The organism is Streptomyces sp. NPDC099050 (genome assembly GCF_044759865.1).
Taxonomy (GTDB): Bacteria; Actinomycetota; Actinomycetes; order Streptomycetales; family Streptomycetaceae; genus Streptomyces.
Genome location: NZ_JBIWAE010000003.1, coordinates 499,690 through 517,488, shown reverse-complemented (window position 1 = coordinate 517,488; position 17,799 = coordinate 499,690). Strand labels below are relative to the sequence as shown.

Below are 17,799 nucleotides of genomic sequence, written 5' to 3'. Positions count from 1 at the left end.
CAGATGTGGAAGCCCGGTAACGGGTGGAGCTGACTGGTACTAATAGGCCGAGGGCTTGTCCTCAGTTGCTCGCGTCCACTGTGTTAGTTCTGAAGTAACGAACTGTGTTCATATCCGGTTTGGTTAACTTCATAGTGTTTCGGTGGTCATAGCGTTAGGGAAACGCCCGGTTTACATTCCGAACCCGGAAGCTAAGCCTTTCAGCGCCGATGGTACTGCAGGGGGGACCCTGTGGGAGAGTAGGACGCCGCCGAACAACCCGCCCTTTTAGCTCAGTCGGTAGAGCGTCTCCATGGTAAGGAGAAGGTCAACGGTTCGATTCCGTTAAAGGGCTCCAAAACGAGAAGGCCCCCGCCATTGGCGGGGGCCTTTTTGCGTTTCCCGGGTTTCCTCTGCCTATCCTTCGGGTTGATCTTGAGGATGTTGTTCATGGGGAGGAATGTGTGATGTCGGATCAGACGCCGGCCGAGGCCGAGTTCGAGCAGGCCTGGGGCGACGAGAGGTACACCCGGGCGGTTCTGCCAGCCGTGGACGTGAACCGGATCCTGAGGGAGCGGTACGTCTCCGCGGAGCCCGTGGCCCTGGACCGGGCGGGGATCTGGGACATGGAGGTCCGGAAGGCCGGCAATCCGGGTGCCTTCATTCCGTACGTCATCAAGGAGGGCTCTGCCTCCGCCTGGGTGCCGGGGCGGACGGGTGCGGACCTGGGGGCCGAGTTCGTCCGGCAGTCGCAGCAGCGGCTGTGGCTGGAGCCGGACGCGTACGGACTCGTGCTCGAGGAGACCTATCTGAACCATGACCGGCAGGTCGTCACCTTCCTCGGCCGGGAGACCTTCGCCGACGAGCAGGGCGTGCCCCTGCACGCGGACGACCGGCAGCCGCTGTTCCACGTACAGCACGGGGTCGCGGGTACGGACGAGCAGCCGCTCAACACCTGGCGGGTCGTCCTGCTGACCGATGAGCCGGACGACCGGCTGGTGAAGGTCTTCGACCGGATGGCCGGTGATCCCTGGCTGCCCGAGTTCGTCGAGCTGTACGTGACGGACGTGCTCGGCATCGCGCTGACGCGTCGGGACGACGTCTGAGGGACGGAGCGGGAGAGGGCCCCTGCCTTGTGGTGGGGGCCCTCTTGCGTGTGATGGGGGTCCGGGGCTTCTCGTCAAGCCCCGAATCTTCGGGCGGTGACCAGGGGCGGGGTTCGGGGCGCAATGGGAGCAGCAGGAGTTCCCAGGCCCTCGATCCGATCCACGGGAGGAACGCTCATGAGTACCGAACGGATCCGACACTTCGCCTACACGTTCATGACGGCGCTGGCCGGCGACGGCGCCTCCCCGTCCCCGTCCGTACCGCCGTCCACGGCCCCTTTCCGGTCCGATACCGGCCGTGACGCGGTCGTCGAGACGGGCCATGCGCCCTGGACCGGGGAAATGGCGGCCCCGTCGTTCATGATCCTGGTGCCGGGGCCCCGCCGGTAGGGACAGTGGCGCGGCGGTACTCAGTCGCCGTCGCGCTGCCGGGGGATGCGGAAGGCGAGGATGGCCATGTCGTCGGAGGCCGGTTCGGCGGCGAAGCGTTCCACCGCGCGCAGGACGCGGGAGGCGACGGCGCCGGCGGTGAGGCCCGTACAGGTGGTGAGGACCTCGGCGAGGCCGTCGTCGCCGAGCATGCGGGTGCCCTCGCGGCGTTCGGTGACGCCGTCGGTGACGCAGAGGAGGACGTCGCCCGGGTCCAGGGTGAGGGTCTGCTCGTAGAGCTCCAGGTCCTCGAGGACGCCGAGGAGGGGCTGCGGGTCGGCGGCGGGGATGACCTCGCCGTTCGGGCGCAGGCGCAGCGGCAGCGGGTGGCCCGCGCAGACGACCTTCATGTGGGCGCCGCCGTCGGGCTGCGGGTGCAGCTCGCCGTAGAGGAGGGTGAGGAAGCGGCTGCGGTCGCCCTCGTCGAGGATCGCCGCGTTGAGGCGTTCCAGTACGGCCGGGCCGCCGAGGCCTTCGCGGGCCAGGAGGCGCAGGGCGTGGCGGGCCAGGCCGGTGACGGCGGCCGCCTCGGGGCCCGTACCGCAGACGTCGCCGATGGCGAACCCGTAGACGCCGGGGCGGATCGGGAAGACGTCGTAGAAGTCGCCGCCCACCTCGTTTCCCTCGCCCGCCGCGCGGTAGATGACCTCGACCTCGATGCCGGGGATGGTGGGGGAGCCGGGCGGCAGCAGGCTGCGCTGGAGGGAGCGGCTGATGGCGGTGCGCTCGGAGTACAGGCGGGCGTTGTCCAGGGCGAGGGCGGCGCGGCGGGAGAGGTCCTCGGCGAGTTCGAGGATCTCCTGCCGGAAGTGCTCCTCGGAGGGCTTGCCGAGGGTCAGCATGCCGATGACGCGGTTGCGGGCGAGGAGCGGGAGGACCACGGTCTCGCCGCCGACCGCCAGGGAGGTCTCGGGCCAGGGACGGGCGCCGGACTCGCGGACCGGCTCGGGCGGGCTGACCTGGGCGAGCAGGGCCTTGAGGCCGTCGATGCGCTCCTCGTCCTCGTGCAGGACGTACGAGAGGAACGGGTCGGAGGCCTGGTCGGCGATCGTGTAGACGGCGCACCAGGTGGCGAGGGTGGGGACGGTCATCTGGGCCATGAGGGCCAGGGTCTGGTCCCGGTCGAGGGTGCCGGCGAGCAGGTCGGAGGCTTCCACGAGGAAGGAGAGGGAGCCGCGGCGCAGTCGTTCGAGTTCGCCCAGGCGGGCGGATTCCACGGCGAGGGCGATGCGGTCCGCGGCGAACTGCAGGCGCAGGGCGTCGTCGTTGGAGTAGCGGCCGGGGATTTCGGCGGCGACTCCGAGGGAACCGGTGAGGCGGCCCTCGACCTTGAGCGGGACGGTGATGGCGGAGCGCATGCCGGTGGCTTCCAGGAGGGGTACCGCGCCGGGGACGACGACGAGGTCCTCGTGGACGGCGGGCATGCGGGCGCTGCCGTACCGGTTGGTGCCGGCTTCGACGGGGACGCGGGCGAAGCGCTGGCGGGTGGAGGGCAGTCCGGTGGTGGCGCGGACTTCGAGCTCGGTCTCGTCGTCGGTGGCGAGGAGGAGGAAGGCGGAGTCCGCGTCGAGGAGGTCGCGGGCGCGTTCCACGGTGCGCTGGAGGAGGCCGTCGAGGTCGTCGGGGGCGGGGGAGCCGATGAAGATCTCGAAGGGGTCCGTGGGGCGGGGCTCGGTGAGGTGGCCGCCGTCCATGGGGGCCCGTACCGGGCTCTGCAGCAGGGCGCGCTCGTCCTCGTGCACGAGCAGGCAGACGATGGAGGGCTCGCCGTGGGCATCGCGGACCCGCAGGTGGGAGGCGTAGATCGGGATGACGCGGCCGTCGGCGCCGCGGATGCCGTAGCTGCCCTCCCAGCGGGACAGGCGCAGGGCCTCGGCGATGCCGGTGCCGGTGCCGGGGGTCTGCGGCCAGGCGGCGAGCTCGGCGAGCGGGCGGCCGACCGCCTTCGAGGCGAGGTGGCCGAAGATGATCTCGGCGTCCTCGTTCCAGGCGGAGACGATGCCCGCGGAGTCGACCTGCAGGACGGCGACGCGGACCCGGCTGTCGGCCAGGGGGAGGAGCTGGTCGGGGACGACGGGTCCCGCGGATCGGGTACCGACCGGGCGGTCCGGCATGTCGAGCCGGAACCAGACGTGCTTGTGCGCGGCCGTGTACTCGACGCCCCAGCGGGTGGCGAGGGCGGCGCAGAGCATGAGTCCGCGGCCGTTCTCGCGGTCGGGATCGGCGTACGGGCGGTCGCCCGGGTGCTGGAGGGGGAGCTCGCGCTCCGGATAGCGGTCGGCGACCTCGATCCGTACGCCGTCCTCGGTGCGCAGGCACAGGACCTCGGCGCGGGTTCCGGCGTGGACCACGGCGTTGGTGACGAGCTCGCTGGTGAGGACGACCGCGTCGTCGATGATGTCCGAGAAACCCCAGCCCTGGAGGGTGTCGCGGACGAATGCGCGGGCAGCAGCGACCGAACGCCCCTGTGGATCGAAAGTGGCAGCCGCCCGTGCCGTGATCACAAGTCTCCTTCGACGCGGTGGACAACGGATGCCAGGTTACTTACCTTCGCGGTCGCCATGGTGCCGTCGTCCGGGATTCCACCCGCGGGGTGCGGACGGTGTGCGATGGTGCCGGAGTGTTATGGCCGGGTTCGGCCGGGGTGAAACACTGGGCGGGCTTGGAGTCACGCAGTAAATGGGCACGGCGTAAGTGGGCGCAGGCTGATGAACAAGATGCCCGGTGGAACAGAGGTCGACCCCTTCGGGAGGGACACGGTGGAGGCTGGCGCGGCGGTGCGGCGTACGGGAACGCGCCCCAAGGGAGGACGCTCCCGGCGGGGCACGACGACGGAGGTCGATACCGCGGCCCTGAACAGGCTGCTCACGGCCCTGGTGTCGATGCGGGACGGGAACTTCCGCAAGCGCCTGACGGTGTCCGGCGACGGGGTGATGGCGGAGATCGCCGCCGTCTACAACGAGGTCGCCGACCGCAATCTCCACCTGACCGGGGAGCTGTCCCGGGTGCGGCGGATGGTGGGCCGCGAGGGCAAGCTCAGCGAACGGCTGGAAACAGGTGCCTGCGAGGGTTCCTGGGCGGCCGCGATCGATGCCTCGAACCAGCTGGTGGACGATCTGGCCCGGCCGGTGTCCGAGGTGGGCCGGGTGCTGTCGGCGGTCGCCGAGGGTGATCTCGACCAGCGCATGGACCTGCGGACCCAGGCCGCGGAGGGTGCCGGGCACCCGCTGCGCGGGGAGTTCCTGAAGGTCGGGCGGACGGTCAACAACCTGGTCGACCAGCTCTCCGCGTTCACCGACGAGGTGACGCGGGTGGCGCTGGAGGTCGGTACCGAGGGCAAGCTCGGCGGCCAGGCGCAGGTGCGCGGAATGTCCGGGTCCTGGAAGGATCTGACCGACTCCGTCAACACGATGGCGTACCGGCTCACCGCCCAGGTGCGTGACATTGCTCTCGTGACGACGGCCGTGGCCAAGGGAGATCTGTCGCGCAAGGTCACGGTGCACGTGGCCGGCGAGATGCTGCAGCTGAAGAACACCGTCAACACGATGGTGGACCAGCTCTCCTCGTTCTCCTCCGAGGTGACCCGCGTGGCCCGCGAGGTGGGTACGGAGGGTGAGCTGGGCGGCCAGGCGAAGGTGCCCGGGGTCGCGGGCGTCTGGAAGGACCTGACCGACTCCGTCAACACGATGGCGGGCAACCTGACGGCCCAGGTGCGCGGCATCGCGCAGGTGACCACGGCGGTGGCCAACGGCGACCTGTCGCAGAAGGTCCGGGTCAGCGCGCGCGGCGAGGTCGCGCAGCTGGCCGAAACGATCAACCAGATGACCGAGACGCTACGGACCTTCGCGGACGAGGTCACGCGCGTGGCCAGCGAGGTGGGGGCGAAGGGCCTGCTCGGCGGGCAGGCGCAGGTGCCGGGCGCGGCCGGGACGTGGAAGGACCTCACCGACTCGGTGAACACGGTCTTCCGCAACCTCACCACGCAGGTGCGCGACATCGCGCAGGTGACGACGGCGGTGGCCAACGGCGACCTGTCGCAGAAGGTCACCGTGAACGTGGCCGGCGAGATGCTGGAGCTGAAGAACACCGTCAACACGATGGTGGACCAGCTCCAGTCCTTCGGTGCCGAAGTGACGCGAGTGGCCCGTGAGGTCGGCGTCGAAGGCGAACTGGGCGGGCAGGCGCAGGTGCCGGGCGCGGCCGGGACGTGGAAGGACCTCACCGACTCGGTGAACACCGCCTTCCGCAACCTCACCGGCCAGGTCCGCAACATCGCCCAGGTGACGACGGCGGTGGCCAACGGCGACCTGTCGCAGAAGGTCACGGTCGACGTCTCCGGCGAGATGCTCCAGCTGAAGAACACCGTGAACACGATGGTGGACCAGTTGTCCTCCTTCGCCGACCAGGTCACGCGGATGGCGCGGGACGTGGGCACGGAGGGCCGGCTCGGCGGCCAGGCGCGGGTCGAGGGGGTGTCCGGCACCTGGAAGGAGCTCACCGACTCCGTCAACTTCATGGCCGGGAACCTGACCTCCCAGGTGCGCCAGATCGCCCAGGTGACCACGGCGGTGGCGCGCGGCGACCTCTCGCAGAAGATCGACGTGGATGCCCGCGGAGAGATCCTGGAGCTGAAGAACACCATCAACACGATGGTCGACCAGCTCTCGGCCTTCGCCGAGCAGGTGACCCGGGTGGCCCGGGACGTGGGTACGGAGGGCCGGCTCGGCGGTCAGGCGCAGGTGCCCGGTGTGGCCGGCGTGTGGCGCGATCTGACGGACTCGGTGAACGGCATGGCCGGGAACCTGACCTCCCAGGTGCGCAACATCGCGCAGGTCGCCACCGCGGTGGCGCGCGGCGACCTGTCGCAGAAGATCGAGGTCGATGCCCGGGGCGAGATCCTGGAGCTGAAGAACACCCTCAACACGATGGTGGACCAGCTCTCGAACTTCGCGGAGCAGGTGACCCGGGTGGCCCGGGAGGTGGGTACCGAGGGCATCCTGGGCGGCCAGGCCGAGGTGAAGGGCGTCTCCGGCACCTGGAAGGACCTCACCCAGTCCGTCAACTTCATGGCGAACAACCTGACCTCGCAGGTGCGCAACATCGCCGAGGTGACCACGGCGGTCGCCATGGGCGACCTCTCCAAGAAGATCACCGTCGATGCCAAGGGCGAGATCCTGGAGCTCGTCACCACCGTGAACACGATGGTGGACCAGCTCTCCTCCTTCGCGGAGCAGGTGACCCGGGTGGCCCGCGAGGTGGGTACCGAGGGCATCCTGGGCGGCCAGGCCCGGGTGCGCGGGGTCACGGGCATCTGGAAGGACCTCAGCGACAACGTCAACACCATGGCCGGCAATCTGACCGCCCAGGTGCGCGGGATCGCGCAGGTGTCGACCGCGGTGGCCAATGGTGACCTGACCAAGACGGTCACCGTCGAGGCGCGCGGCGAGGTCGCGCAGCTGGCCGACACCGTCAACACGATGGTCAAGACCCTGTCCTCCTTCGCCGACGAGGTCACGCGCGTGGCCCGCGAGGTGGGTACGGAGGGCCGGCTCGGCGGCCAGGCGCACGTGCCGGGGGTCTCCGGGACGTGGAAGGACCTCACCGACTCGGTGAACTTCATGGCCTCCAACCTCACCGGTCAGGTGCGGCAGATCGCCATGGTCACGACGGCCATCGCCAAGGGCGACATGACCAAGAAGATCGACATCGACGCGCGCGGGGAGATCCTGGAGCTCAAGACCACGATCAACACGATGGTCGACCAGCTCTCCTCCTTCGCCGACCAGGTGACCCGGGTGGCCCGCGAGGTGGGTACCGAGGGCATCCTCGGCGGCCAGGCGCGGGTGCGGGACGTGGACGGCACCTGGCGGGACCTGACCGAGTCCGTGAACGAGATGGCCGGAAACCTCACCCGGCAGGTGCGCGCCATCGCGGCCGTGGCCACCGCGGTGACGCGGGGCGATCTCAACCTGAAGATCGACGTGGACGCGGCGGGCGAGATCCAGGTCCTCCAGGACAACATCAACACGATGATCGCCAACCTGCGCGACACCACCTTGGCCAACAAGGAGCAGGACTGGCTCAAGGGCAACCTCGCCCGCATCTCCGCCCTGATGCAGGGCCGCCGGGAGCTGGACGACGTGGCCTCGCTGATCATGAGCGAGCTGACTCCGGTGGTCTCCGCGCAGCACGGGGCGTTCTTCCTGGCGCTGCCGACCGGGGGTACCACCGAGATCGGGACCGACGGCGGCGCGGACGGCTCGTACGAGCTGCGGATGCGCGGGAGTTACGCGTACGCCGGCGGGCAGATGCCCATCTCCTTCCGGCCGGGGGAGGGACTGATCGGGATGGTCGCCGAGGAGAAGCGGATGGTGCTCATCGAGAACACCCCGCCCGGCTACCTGAAGATCTCCTCGGGGCTCGGCGAGGCCCCGCCGGCGCACGTGATCGTGCTGCCGGTGCTCTTCGAGGGGAAGGTGCTCGGCGTCATCGAGCTGGCCTCCTTCCAGCCCTTCACGCAGATCCAGAAGGACTTCCTCAGCCAGATCGCCGAGATGATCGGTACGAGCGTCAACACGATCAGCGTCAACTCCAAGACGGAGATGCTGCTCAAGCAGTCGCAGGAGATGACCGAGCAGCTGCGCGAGCGCTCCGACGAGCTGGAGAACCGGCAGAAGGCCCTCCAGGCCGCCAACGCCGAACTGGAGGAGAAGGCCGAACTGCTGGCCCAGCAGAACCGGGACATCGAGGTGAAGAACACCGAGATCGAGGAGGCCCGGCAGGTCCTGGAGGAGCGCGCCGAGCAGCTCGCCGTCTCGATGCGGTACAAGAGCGAGTTCCTGGCGAACATGTCCCACGAACTGCGGACCCCGCTCAACTCCCTGCTGATCCTGGCCAAGCTGCTCGCCGACAACGCGGACGAGAACCTCTCGCCCAAGCAGGTGGAGTTCGCCGAGACCATCCACGGGGCCGGCTCCGACCTGCTCCAGCTGATCAACGACATCCTCGACCTGTCGAAGGTCGAGGCCGGGAAGATGGACGTCTCCCCGACCCGGATCGCGCTGGTCCAGCTCGTCGACTACGTGGAGGCCACCTTCCGGCCGCTGACGGCGGAGAAGGGCCTCGACTTCTCGGTACGGGTCTCCCCGGAGCTCCCGGCCACCTTGCACACCGACGAGCAGCGGCTGCTCCAGGTGCTGCGCAACCTGCTGTCGAACGCGGTGAAGTTCACCGACACCGGGGCGGTGGAGCTGGTGATCCGGCCCGCCGGGGCCGATGTGCCCATCGCGATCCGCGAGCAGCTCCTGGAGGCCGGTTCGCTGCGGGAGGCCGACGCCGACCTGATCGCCTTCTCGGTGACCGATACCGGGATCGGGATCGCCGCGAGCAAGATGCTGGTGATCTTCGAGGCGTTCAAGCAGGCCGACGGGACCACCAGCCGCAAGTACGGAGGCACCGGACTCGGGCTGTCCATCAGCCGGGAGATCGCCCGGCTGCTGGGCGGGGAGATCCACGCGGCGAGCGAGCCGGGCCGCGGGTCGACCTTCACGCTGTACCTGCCGCTGCACCCGAGCGAGCTGCCTCCGCAGGGGTACGCGCCGCCGACGCCCGGCGGGGCGCGCGGGGAGCTGTACCGCCGCCCGGCCGCCGAGGAGGCGCGGCCCGAGCTGCCGGCGGCGCCGATGGCGCAGGGCCCCGTAGGGCCGGCGGCGCCGATGGCGCTGCCGCGGGCCGGGGAAGGGCCCGGGCAGGGGTCTTCGGCGCTGTTCCGGCGGCGGCGCAAGGCGATGGCCGAGCCGCCGCTGCGGGCGGAGGTGCCCGGACAGGGCGAGGCGGACGCGTGGGCCGTGGAGGAGGCGCTGCCGCAGGCGCCGCGGACGTACGACTTCCACGGCGAGCGGGTGCTGATCGTGGACGACGACGTGCGCAACGTCTTCGCGCTGACCAGCGTGCTGGAGCAGCACGGTCTGGCGGTGCTGTACGCGGAGAACGGCCGGGAGGGCATCGAGGTCCTGGAACAGCACGACGACGTGTCGCTCGTGCTGATGGACATCATGATGCCGGAGATGGACGGGTACGCGACGACCTCGGCGATCCGGCGGATGCCCCAGTTCGAGGGGCTGCCGATCATCGCGCTGACGGCGAAGGCCATGAAGGGGGACCGGGAGAAGGCGATCGAGTCCGGTGCCTCGGACTACGTGACCAAGCCGGTCGAGCCCGATTACCTACTGTCGGTCATGGAAGGGCACATGCGAGGGGCCGGAGCGTGACCGGGCGGGCCGAAGGGGACTCCCGGTGGACTCCCGGGGGAACCTTCTGCCCTTCCACCACGTTTCTCCCTCGTGCGCTGTGACATCTTGGTGACAGGGTGTGGCGATCTCGGGACTGGGGCTACGATGACCGGCACAAGGACGGACGGCGCAAGGATGCCGTCCTCTGGGGCGGGGCCCGGCGCACAGGCCGGAGCCAGGAGCCGGGGAGGCCCCATGCCGGGGCGAGGAGGACAGGGCATGGTGCAGAAGGCCAAGATCCTCCTGGTCGACGACCGGCCGGAGAATCTGCTGGCGCTGGAGGCCATCCTCTCCGCGCTCGATCAGACACTGGTCCGGGCGTCGTCGGGGGAGGAAGCGCTCAAGGCGCTGCTGACGGACGACTTCGCGGTCATCCTGCTCGACGTGCAGATGCCGGGCATGGACGGGTTCGAGACGGCCGCGCACATCAAGCGGCGGGAGCGGACCCGGGACATCCCGATCATCTTCCTCACGGCGATCAACCACGGTCCGCACCACACCTTCCGCGGGTACGCGGCGGGCGCGGTGGACTACATCTCCAAGCCCTTCGACCCGTGGGTGCTGCGGGCCAAGGTCTCGGTGTTCGTCGAGCTGTATACGAAGAACTGCCAACTGCGCGAGCAGGCGGCGCTGCTGAGGCTCCAGCTGGAGGGCGGCAGCTCCAACGGCGCGGTGGACGGCTCCAAGGAGACGGCCGGCCTGCTGGCCGAGCTCTCCGCGCGGCTCGCCGCGGTGGAGGAGCAGGCGGAGGCGCTGACCAAGCAGCTCGGCGAAGAGGCGGCCGATCCCTCGGTGGTGGCCACCGCGGCCCACCTGGAACGCAAGCTCACCGGACTGCGGCGGGCGCTCGACGCGCTGGAGCCGGGAACGGGCGGCGGGGCTCCCGTGCTGCCCGCTCAGGGCTGAGCCCGCAACCCGCGCGGACCTGAGGTCCGCGAAGGCCGCTCGTGGTCCGGAAGGGCCGCGTGCGGGACCGGTTGGCGAGCCGTCAGGTCTGGTGGAGCGTCAGGGCGGGCCGCCCGTACGGGCCGAGGGCGCGCGCCTCTCCCACCCGTGACCCGGAACGACACGAACGGGTGAAGGGGTGGGCACGCGTGTCCACCGGCGCGCGCACCGGTAACCTCGGTCGCATGGCCTCACGTACGTCCGGCAAGGGTTCCCAGAGCACGGCGGGCACCGCGAAGGGCCGCACCGGCCGTACGACGGCGCCGGCGAAGAAGGCTGCCCCAGCGCGCAAGCCGCCCGCGAAGAAGGCTGCGCCCGCGGCCAAGCGCGGCCCCGTCAGGAAGGCCGCGCCGAAGCCCGCACCGTCCCCCACCGGGGGAGTGCTCCGGCTGCTGCGCGCCTTCTGGCTCGGCATCGCGCACGCGGTCGGCGCGATCTTCCGCGGCATCGGCCAGGGCGCGAAGAACCTCGACCCGGCCCACCGCAAGGACGGCCTCGCCCTGCTGCTGCTCGCCCTCGCGCTGATCGTCGCCGCCGGGACCTGGTCGAACCTGAGCGGGCCCGTCGGGGACCTGGTGACCATGCTGGTCACCGGCGCCTTCGGGCGGCTCGACCTGCTCGTGCCGGTCCTGCTCGGCGTCATGGCGGTACGTTTCATCCGCCATCCCGAACAGGCCGACGCCAACGGCCGCATCGGCATCGGGCTCTCGGCGCTGGTCGTCGGAGTCCTGGGGCTCGTGCACATCGCCTGCGGTGCCCCCGGGCGCGACGAGGGCACCACCGCCATGCAGAACGCCGGCGGGCTGATCGGCTGGGGCGCCTCGAAGCCGCTGATCTTCACGATGGGCGCGCCGCTGGCCGTGCCGATGCTGGTGCTGCTCACCGTGTTCGGGCTGCTGGTGGTCACCGCCACCCCCGTCAACGCGATCCCGCAGCGGCTGCGGAGCGCGGGCATCCGCCTCGGGGTCATCGCTCCGAACGAACACGACGCCGAGTACGCCGAGTACGCGGAGTCCGGGGACGCCGCGTACTCGGCCGCCGCGGACCGGCACGATGCCGAGCGCTGGCGGGCCCGCTCCGCGGCCGCCGGGCCGGGAGACCCGGCGGACGCCGCCGAGGAGGAGGCGCTCGCCCGGCGGCGGCGCCCCCGCCGGGCCGCGGGCCGGCCGGCCATGGACCGCGGGATGGACGCCGTCGACGTGGCCGCGGCGGCCGCCGCCGCGCTGGACGGGGTGGTGTACGGCGGCATGCCGCCCTCCCCGCTGGTCGCCGACCTCACGCAGGGGATCTCGGTGGAGCGCGAAGGCCGCGAAGGTCGCGAAGGTCGCGAAGGTTCGGAGATCACCACTCCGGTCCCGGCGGCCCGGGAGGAAGGGCCCGCCCGCGAGGAGAAGGCCGCCCGCGAGGAGAAGCCCGCCGCCCCGGCGTCCGAAGCCGCGCCGCACGACACCACCGCGGCGGCCTCCGGGACGCTGTCCGTACCCGACCTGACCAAGACCCCGCCCCAGACCCAGGCGCTGCCGCCCCGCGCGGAGCAGCTCCAGCTGCGCGGGGACATCACGTACTCCCTGCCCTCGCTGGACCTGCTGGAGAAGGGCGGGCCGGGCAAGACCCGCAGCGCCGCGAACGACGCGGTCGTGGCCTCGCTGACGAACGTGTTCATGGAGTTCAAGGTCGACGCGAAGGTCACCGGCTTCACCCGGGGCCCGACGGTGACCCGCTACGAGGTGGAGCTGGGTCCGGCCGTGAAGGTCGAGCGGATCACGGCACTGGCGAAGAACATCGCCTACGCCGTGGCCTCGCCCGACGTGCGCATCATCAGCCCGATCCCGGGCAAGTCGGCGGTCGGCATCGAGATCCCGAACACCGACCGCGAGATGGTCAACCTGGGGGACGTGCTGCGGCTCGCGGACGCCGCCGAGGACGACCACCCGATGCTGGTGGCGCTCGGCAAGGACGTCGAGGGCGGGTACGTCATGGCCAACCTGGCGAAGATGCCGCACGTGCTGGTCGCCGGAGCCACCGGTTCCGGAAAGTCCTCCTGCATCAACTGCCTGATCACCTCGGTGATGGTGCGGGCCACCCCGGAGGACGTCCGAATGGTGCTCGTGGACCCCAAGCGGGTGGAGCTGACGGCGTACGAGGGCATTCCGCACCTGATCACGCCGATCATCACCAACCCCAAGCGGGCCGCCGAGGCGCTCCAGTGGGTCGTGCGCGAGATGGACCTGCGCTACGACGACCTGGCGGCCTTCGGGTACCGGCACATCGACGACTTCAACAAGGCGATCCGCGACGGCAAGATCAAACTGCCGCCGGGCAGCGAGCGGGAGCTCAGCCCGTACCCGTACCTGCTGGTGATCGTCGACGAGCTCGCCGACCTGATGATGGTGGCCCCGCGCGACGTGGAGGACTCGATCGTCCGCATCACCCAGCTGGCCCGCGCGGCCGGCATCCACCTGGTGCTCGCCACCCAGCGGCCCTCGGTGGACGTGGTGACCGGTCTGATCAAGGCGAACGTGCCCTCGCGGCTCGCCTTCGCGACCTCCTCGCTCGCCGACAGCCGGGTCATCCTGGACCAGCCGGGCGCGGAGAAGCTCATCGGCAAGGGCGACGGGCTGTTCCTGCCGATGGGCGCGAACAAGCCGGTGCGGCTCCAGGGAGCCTTCGTCACCGAGGACGAGATCGCCGGGATCGTGCAGCACTGCAAGGACCAGATGGCGCCCGTCTTCCGCAACGACGTCACGGTCGGGCAGAAGCAGAAGAGGGAGATCGACGAGGAGATCGGCGACGACCTGGACCTGCTGTGCCAGGCGGCCGAGCTGGTCGTCTCCACGCAGTTCGGGTCCACCTCGATGCTCCAGCGCAAGCTGCGGGTCGGGTTCGCGAAGGCCGGGCGGCTGATGGACCTGATGGAGTCGCGGGGGATCGTCGGACCGAGCGAGGGATCGAAGGCGCGCGACGTGCTGCTGAAGGCCGACGAGCTGGACGGCGTGCTCGCGGTGATCCGCGGGGAGACTCCCGGGTAATCGGCAAAGGATCGGGGGCAACCGTTTCCCCCGGTCGCGTGTCTAGTTGAGGGAGGTGGCGGTCTGTTCCGGGTCGCCGCACCGGGCGGGAGCCCCTTGGCCATTCGTATGGCGTAGGGAGGCGCCCCTCCGGTTGCTCCACCCTTTCGTCACCCCCCTAGACTGGACATCCAGCAGGTGGCTACACGCTCGAAAGGCGCCCTCGTGTCCATCGGCAACGCCAAATCCCCCGAAGATGAACGGCCTTCGACCGACGACCGGTCCGAGGACCGCCTCGTCGAACGTTCCGTCGAAGAGCCGTCGATCGGGACGGCCCTCAAGAAGGCCCGGATCGCCGCCGGGCTGACCGTCGACGAGGTCAGTTCCACCACCCGCGTGCGCATTCCGATCGTGCACGCCATCGAATCCGACGATTTCTCGCGCTGCGGCGGCGATGTCTATGCCCGCGGCCACATCCGTACGCTCGCCCGTGCCGTAGGCCTCGATCCGGAACCCCTGATCGAGTCGTACGACGCGGCCCACGGCGGCCGGCCGGCACCCACCCCCGCCGCGCCGATGTTCGAAGCCGAGCGGATCCGCCCCGAACGGCAGCGGCCCAACTGGACCGCCGCCATGGTCGCCGCCATCGTCGCCGTGATCGGCTTCGTCGGCTTCACGGCCTTCGGCGGCGCCGACGAGAAGACCAAGCGGCCGGTGGCGGAAGGTTCCGCCGCGCCGAAGCCCGCACCCACCCCCAACGCGTCCAAGCCCTCGGTCCAGGCACCCCCGGCGCCCACGGCTCCCAAGCCGGAGCCTTCGGACAGTGCGATCGCCGCCGCGCCCAAGGACCTCGTCACGGTCGTCCTGACGGCCAACGACGGAGAGAGCTGGATCTCGGCCAAGGACCACAGTGGCCGGCTCCTCTTCGACGGCACCCTCGAACAGGGTCAGTCGAAGACGTTCACGGACAAGGAGTCCATCGACCTGGTGCTCGGCGATGCCGGGGTCGTGAAGCTCTTCGTGAACGGCAAGGAGATCAAGGACGAGTTCCAGCCCGGACAGGTGGAACGTCTCACATACACCAAGGACGACCCGCGTCAGGGCCAGGCCCAGGCGGGCTGACCAGTCGGGCTGACCAGCAGGGAATAAAACGTTCCGGATCCCCGGGGTGCCGCGCCGCACCCCGGGGATCTTGTCGTCCGGGACGGGAGGCGGGGGCCGGTGCCGGGACGAAGTAGTCTTGAGTCCATGCCCGAACGCCGTACCGTCGCCCTTGTCACTCTTGGCTGCGCCCGTAACGAGGTGGACTCGGAGGAGCTCGCAGGCCGCTTGGCGGCGGATGGCTGGGAGCTCGTCGAGGACGCCGCCGATGCGGACGTAGCCGTCGTCAACACCTGCGGCTTCGTCGAAGCCGCCAAGAAGGACTCCGTAGACGCCCTGCTGGAGGCCAACGATCTCAAGGATCACGGCCGCACGCAGGCCGTCGTAGCCGTCGGCTGTATGGCCGAGCGCTACGGCAAGGAACTTGCCGAAGCGCTCCCCGAGGCCGACGGAGTACTCGGCTTCGACGACTACGCCGACATCTCCGACCGCCTCCAGACCATCCTCAACGGCGGCGTCCACGCCTCCCACACCCCGCGCGACCGGCGCAAGCTGCTGCCGATCAGCCCGGCTCAGCGGCAGGACGCCGATGTGGCGCTGCCGGGCCACGCGCAGGAGCCCGCCGAGGCTCCCGCCGACCTTCCGGACGGTCTCGCGCCCGCCTCCGGGCCGCGCGCCCCGCTGCGCCGCCGCCTGGACAAGAGCCCCGTCGCCTCCGTGAAGCTCGCCTCCGGCTGCGACCGGCGCTGCTCCTTCTGCGCCATCCCGTCCTTCCGCGGCTCCTTCATCTCCCGCCGCCCCAGCGACGTGCTGGGCGAGACGCGCTGGCTCGCGGAGCAGGGCGTCAAGGAGATCATGCTGGTCTCCGAGAACAACACCTCGTACGGCAAGGACCTGGGCGACATCCGCCTGCTGGAGACCCTGCTGCCCGAGCTGGCCGAGGTGGACGGCATCGAGCGCGTCCGCGTCAGCTACCTCCAGCCCGCCGAGATGCGGCCCGGGCTGATCGACGTACTCACCTCGACCCCCAAGGTCGTCCCGTACTTCGACCTCTCCTTCCAGCACTCGGCCCCCGACGTGCTGCGCTCCATGCGCCGCTTCGGTGACACCGACCGGTTCCTGGAACTGCTGGACACCATCCGCTCCAAGGCCCCGACGGCCGGCGTCCGGTCCAACTTCATCGTCGGCTTCCCCGGCGAGACGGAGTCGGACTTCGCCGAGCTGGAGCGCTTCCTGACCAGCGCGCGGCTCGACGCCATCGGCGTCTTCGGCTACTCCGACGAGGACGGCACCGAGGCCGTCACGTACGAGAACAAGCTGGACGCCGACACCATCGCCGAGCGCCTCGCCCACATGCAGCGCCTCGCCGAGGAGCTCACCTCGCAGCGCGCGGAGGAGCGGATCGGGGAGACGCTGGAGGTGCTCGTCGAGACGGTCGTCCCGATCGACGAGGCGGAGGACGGTGAGGGAGCCTACGGGCGCGCCGCACACCAGGCGCCCGAGACCGACGGCCAGGTCGTCTTCACGGACGGCGCGGGCCTGGTCCCGGGGCGCATCGTCACCGCGAAGGTGGTCGGCACCCTGGGCGTGGACCTGGTGGCGGAGCCCCTGGGCCTGGACCTTGAGGAGGCGGCCGGATGACCGGAGCCCCGGCATCTGCGGCGGGCGGGACCGGCCGCCGGCCCGCGCCCGGCGCGAAGCTGGGCGCCGCGGCGGTCAATCAGGCCAGTCTGTGGAACATCGCCAACATCCTGACGATGATCCGGCTGGTCCTGGTGCCGGGATTCGTGATGCTGCTGCTCGCCGACGGGGGCTACGACCCCGTCTGGCGGGCCCTCGCGTGGGCGGCGTTCGCCGTCGCCATGATCACCGACATCTTCGACGGGCATCTGGCCCGCACGTACAACCTGGTCACGGACTTCGGGAAGATCGCCGACCCCATCGCCGACAAGGCGATCATGGGGTCGGCATTGGTGTGTCTGTCCTGGCTCGGCGATCTGCCCTGGTGGGTCACCGGGGTGATCCTCGGCCGGGAACTCGGGATCACGCTCCTGCGTTTCTGGGTCATCAGGTACGGAGTGATTCCGGCGAGCCGGGGCGGGAAGCTGAAGACCCTGACGCAGGGCGTGGCGGTGGGCATGTACGTGCTCGCGCTGACCGGGCCGCTGGCGACGCTGCGGTTCTGGGTGATGGCGGCCGCCGTCGTCCTGACCGTCGTGACGGGTCTGGACTACATCCGCGAGGCCGTCGTGCTCCGGCGCAAGGGGCTCGCCGCTGAGCGTGCCGCGCGGTGAACCTGCCGGGGGATGGCGCGGTGCCGCAAGAGACGGGCGGTTCTTCGGTGGCCGGTGAAGCGGTGCGGAATGCGGCGGGGACTGCCGGGGGCAGTGGGGAGGTTGCGGCCGATGTGCTGCGACTCCTCGCGGAGAGTAACGGTACGGTTGCGGTTGCGGAGTCGCTGACCGGCGGCATGGTGGCCGCGGAGCTCACGGCCGTCCCCGGCGCTTCCAGGTCCTTCCGCGGATCCGTCACCGCCTACGCCACCGAGCTGAAGCACCGGGTGCTGGGCGTGGACGCCGGGCTGCTGGAGGCCGAAGGCGCGGTGAACCCGCAGGTCGCGGAGGAGATGGCGGCCGGAGTGCGGCGCGTGCTCGGTGCCTCCTGGGGCATCGCGACCACCGGGGTGGCCGGCCCCGAGCCACAGGACGGGCAGCCGGTGGGCACGGTTTTCATCGCCGTGGCGGGTCCCGGAGGCAGGAAAACGGCCCGGCTGCGGTTGAAAGGCTCCCGTGAGGAAATTCGTAGGGAGAGTGCACGGACAGTGCTCGAGCTGCTCGCGAGCGAACTCCGCGAGAATCTGCGGGGGCAGGATACGGAACAGGACGGGGGGATTTGATGTTTGCAGCCCTGAGTGAACACGACATCGCTCCCCGCACGGCC

10 protein-coding genes, 1 tRNA gene and 1 rRNA gene are annotated in these 17,799 nt (G+C 70.3%); 11 read left to right on the top strand and 1 reads right to left on the bottom strand.

Translation table 11 applies throughout. The features are described from left to right. Nucleotides 1–138 precede the first annotated feature (138 nt). The 4 genes from rrf to ACIQV3_RS08025 all read left to right on the top strand — a co-directional run bounded on the left by rrf (nt 139) and on the right by ACIQV3_RS08025 (nt 1,475). Nucleotides 139–256: ribosomal RNA gene (gene rrf / locus ACIQV3_RS08040) — 5S ribosomal RNA — on the top strand. A gap of 5 nt (nt 257–261) precedes the next feature. Then, a tRNA-Thr gene (locus ACIQV3_RS08035) sits at nt 262–337 on the top strand. Between the two features lie 109 nt (nt 338–446). Then, nucleotides 447–1,085 (top strand): hypothetical protein, encoded by a 639-nt coding sequence (locus ACIQV3_RS08030; RefSeq protein ID WP_403710849.1) that lies wholly within the window; start codon nt 447–449, stop codon nt 1,083–1,085. A 177-nt stretch (nt 1,086–1,262) separates the two neighbouring features. Then, the gene (locus ACIQV3_RS08025) at nt 1,263–1,475 is read left to right on the top strand and encodes a hypothetical protein (RefSeq protein ID WP_403710847.1); all 213 of its coding nucleotides are present in this window, start codon (nt 1,263–1,265) and stop codon (nt 1,473–1,475) included. 20 nt (nt 1,476–1,495) lie between these two features. Here ACIQV3_RS08025 and ACIQV3_RS08020 read toward each other — a convergent pair whose 3' ends face one another. Further along, a complete protein-coding gene (locus ACIQV3_RS08020) occupies nt 1,496–4,018 on the bottom strand; it encodes a SpoIIE family protein phosphatase (RefSeq protein WP_403710845.1) in 2,523 nt (840 codons plus the stop codon). Between the two features lie 213 nt (nt 4,019–4,231). On the opposite strand from ACIQV3_RS08020, the gene ACIQV3_RS08015 reads away from it, so the two are divergent. The 7 genes from ACIQV3_RS08015 to ACIQV3_RS07985 all read left to right on the top strand — a co-directional run bounded on the left by ACIQV3_RS08015 (nt 4,232) and on the right by ACIQV3_RS07985 (nt 17,755). Further along, a complete protein-coding gene (locus tag ACIQV3_RS08015; protein ID WP_403710896.1) occupies nt 4,232–9,784 on the top strand; it encodes a HAMP domain-containing protein in 5,553 nt (1,850 codons plus the stop codon). 240 nt (nt 9,785–10,024) lie between these two features. After that, nucleotides 10,025–10,711, top strand: coding sequence for a two-component system response regulator (locus ACIQV3_RS08010; RefSeq protein WP_254386099.1), 687 nt, complete (start codon nt 10,025–10,027; stop codon nt 10,709–10,711). Between the two features lie 224 nt (nt 10,712–10,935). Next, the gene (locus ACIQV3_RS08005) at nt 10,936–13,779 is read left to right on the top strand and encodes a DNA translocase FtsK (RefSeq protein ID WP_403710842.1); all 2,844 of its coding nucleotides are present in this window, start codon (nt 10,936–10,938) and stop codon (nt 13,777–13,779) included. A 204-nt stretch (nt 13,780–13,983) separates the two neighbouring features. Then, a complete protein-coding gene (locus tag ACIQV3_RS08000) occupies nt 13,984–14,880 on the top strand; it encodes a helix-turn-helix domain-containing protein (RefSeq protein WP_403710840.1) in 897 nt (298 codons plus the stop codon). A gap of 126 nt (nt 14,881–15,006) precedes the next feature. Then, a complete protein-coding gene (gene rimO / locus ACIQV3_RS07995; RefSeq protein ID WP_403710838.1) occupies nt 15,007–16,500 on the top strand; it encodes a 30S ribosomal protein S12 methylthiotransferase RimO in 1,494 nt (497 codons plus the stop codon). Continuing rightward, nucleotides 16,497–17,153, top strand: a complete 657-nt coding sequence (pgsA, locus tag ACIQV3_RS07990; RefSeq protein WP_327304242.1) for a CDP-diacylglycerol--glycerol-3-phosphate 3-phosphatidyltransferase — start codon at nt 16,497–16,499, stop codon at nt 17,151–17,153. The genes rimO and pgsA overlap by 4 nt, the downstream gene beginning before the upstream one ends. Nucleotides 17,154–17,215: 62 nt before the next feature. Beyond that, a complete protein-coding gene (locus tag ACIQV3_RS07985; RefSeq protein ID WP_403710894.1) occupies nt 17,216–17,755 on the top strand; it encodes a CinA family protein in 540 nt (179 codons plus the stop codon). Nucleotides 17,756–17,799: the final 44 nt, after the last annotated feature.

Coding starts and splice junctions, on each gene's coding strand:
- ACIQV3_RS08005 (WP_403710842.1), top strand. CDS start 10,936: ATGGCCTCACGTACGTCCGGCAAGGGTTCCCAGAGCACGGCGGGCACC.
- ACIQV3_RS08010 (WP_254386099.1), top strand. CDS start 10,025: ATGGTGCAGAAGGCCAAGATCCTCCTGGTCGACGACCGGCCGGAGAAT.
- ACIQV3_RS08030 (WP_403710849.1), top strand. CDS start 447: ATGTCGGATCAGACGCCGGCCGAGGCCGAGTTCGAGCAGGCCTGGGGC.
- ACIQV3_RS08015 (WP_403710896.1), top strand. CDS start 4,232: ATGCCCGGTGGAACAGAGGTCGACCCCTTCGGGAGGGACACGGTGGAG.
- ACIQV3_RS08025 (WP_403710847.1), top strand. CDS start 1,263: ATGAGTACCGAACGGATCCGACACTTCGCCTACACGTTCATGACGGCG.
- rimO (WP_403710838.1), top strand. CDS start 15,007: ATGCCCGAACGCCGTACCGTCGCCCTTGTCACTCTTGGCTGCGCCCGT.
- pgsA (WP_327304242.1), top strand. CDS start 16,497: ATGACCGGAGCCCCGGCATCTGCGGCGGGCGGGACCGGCCGCCGGCCC.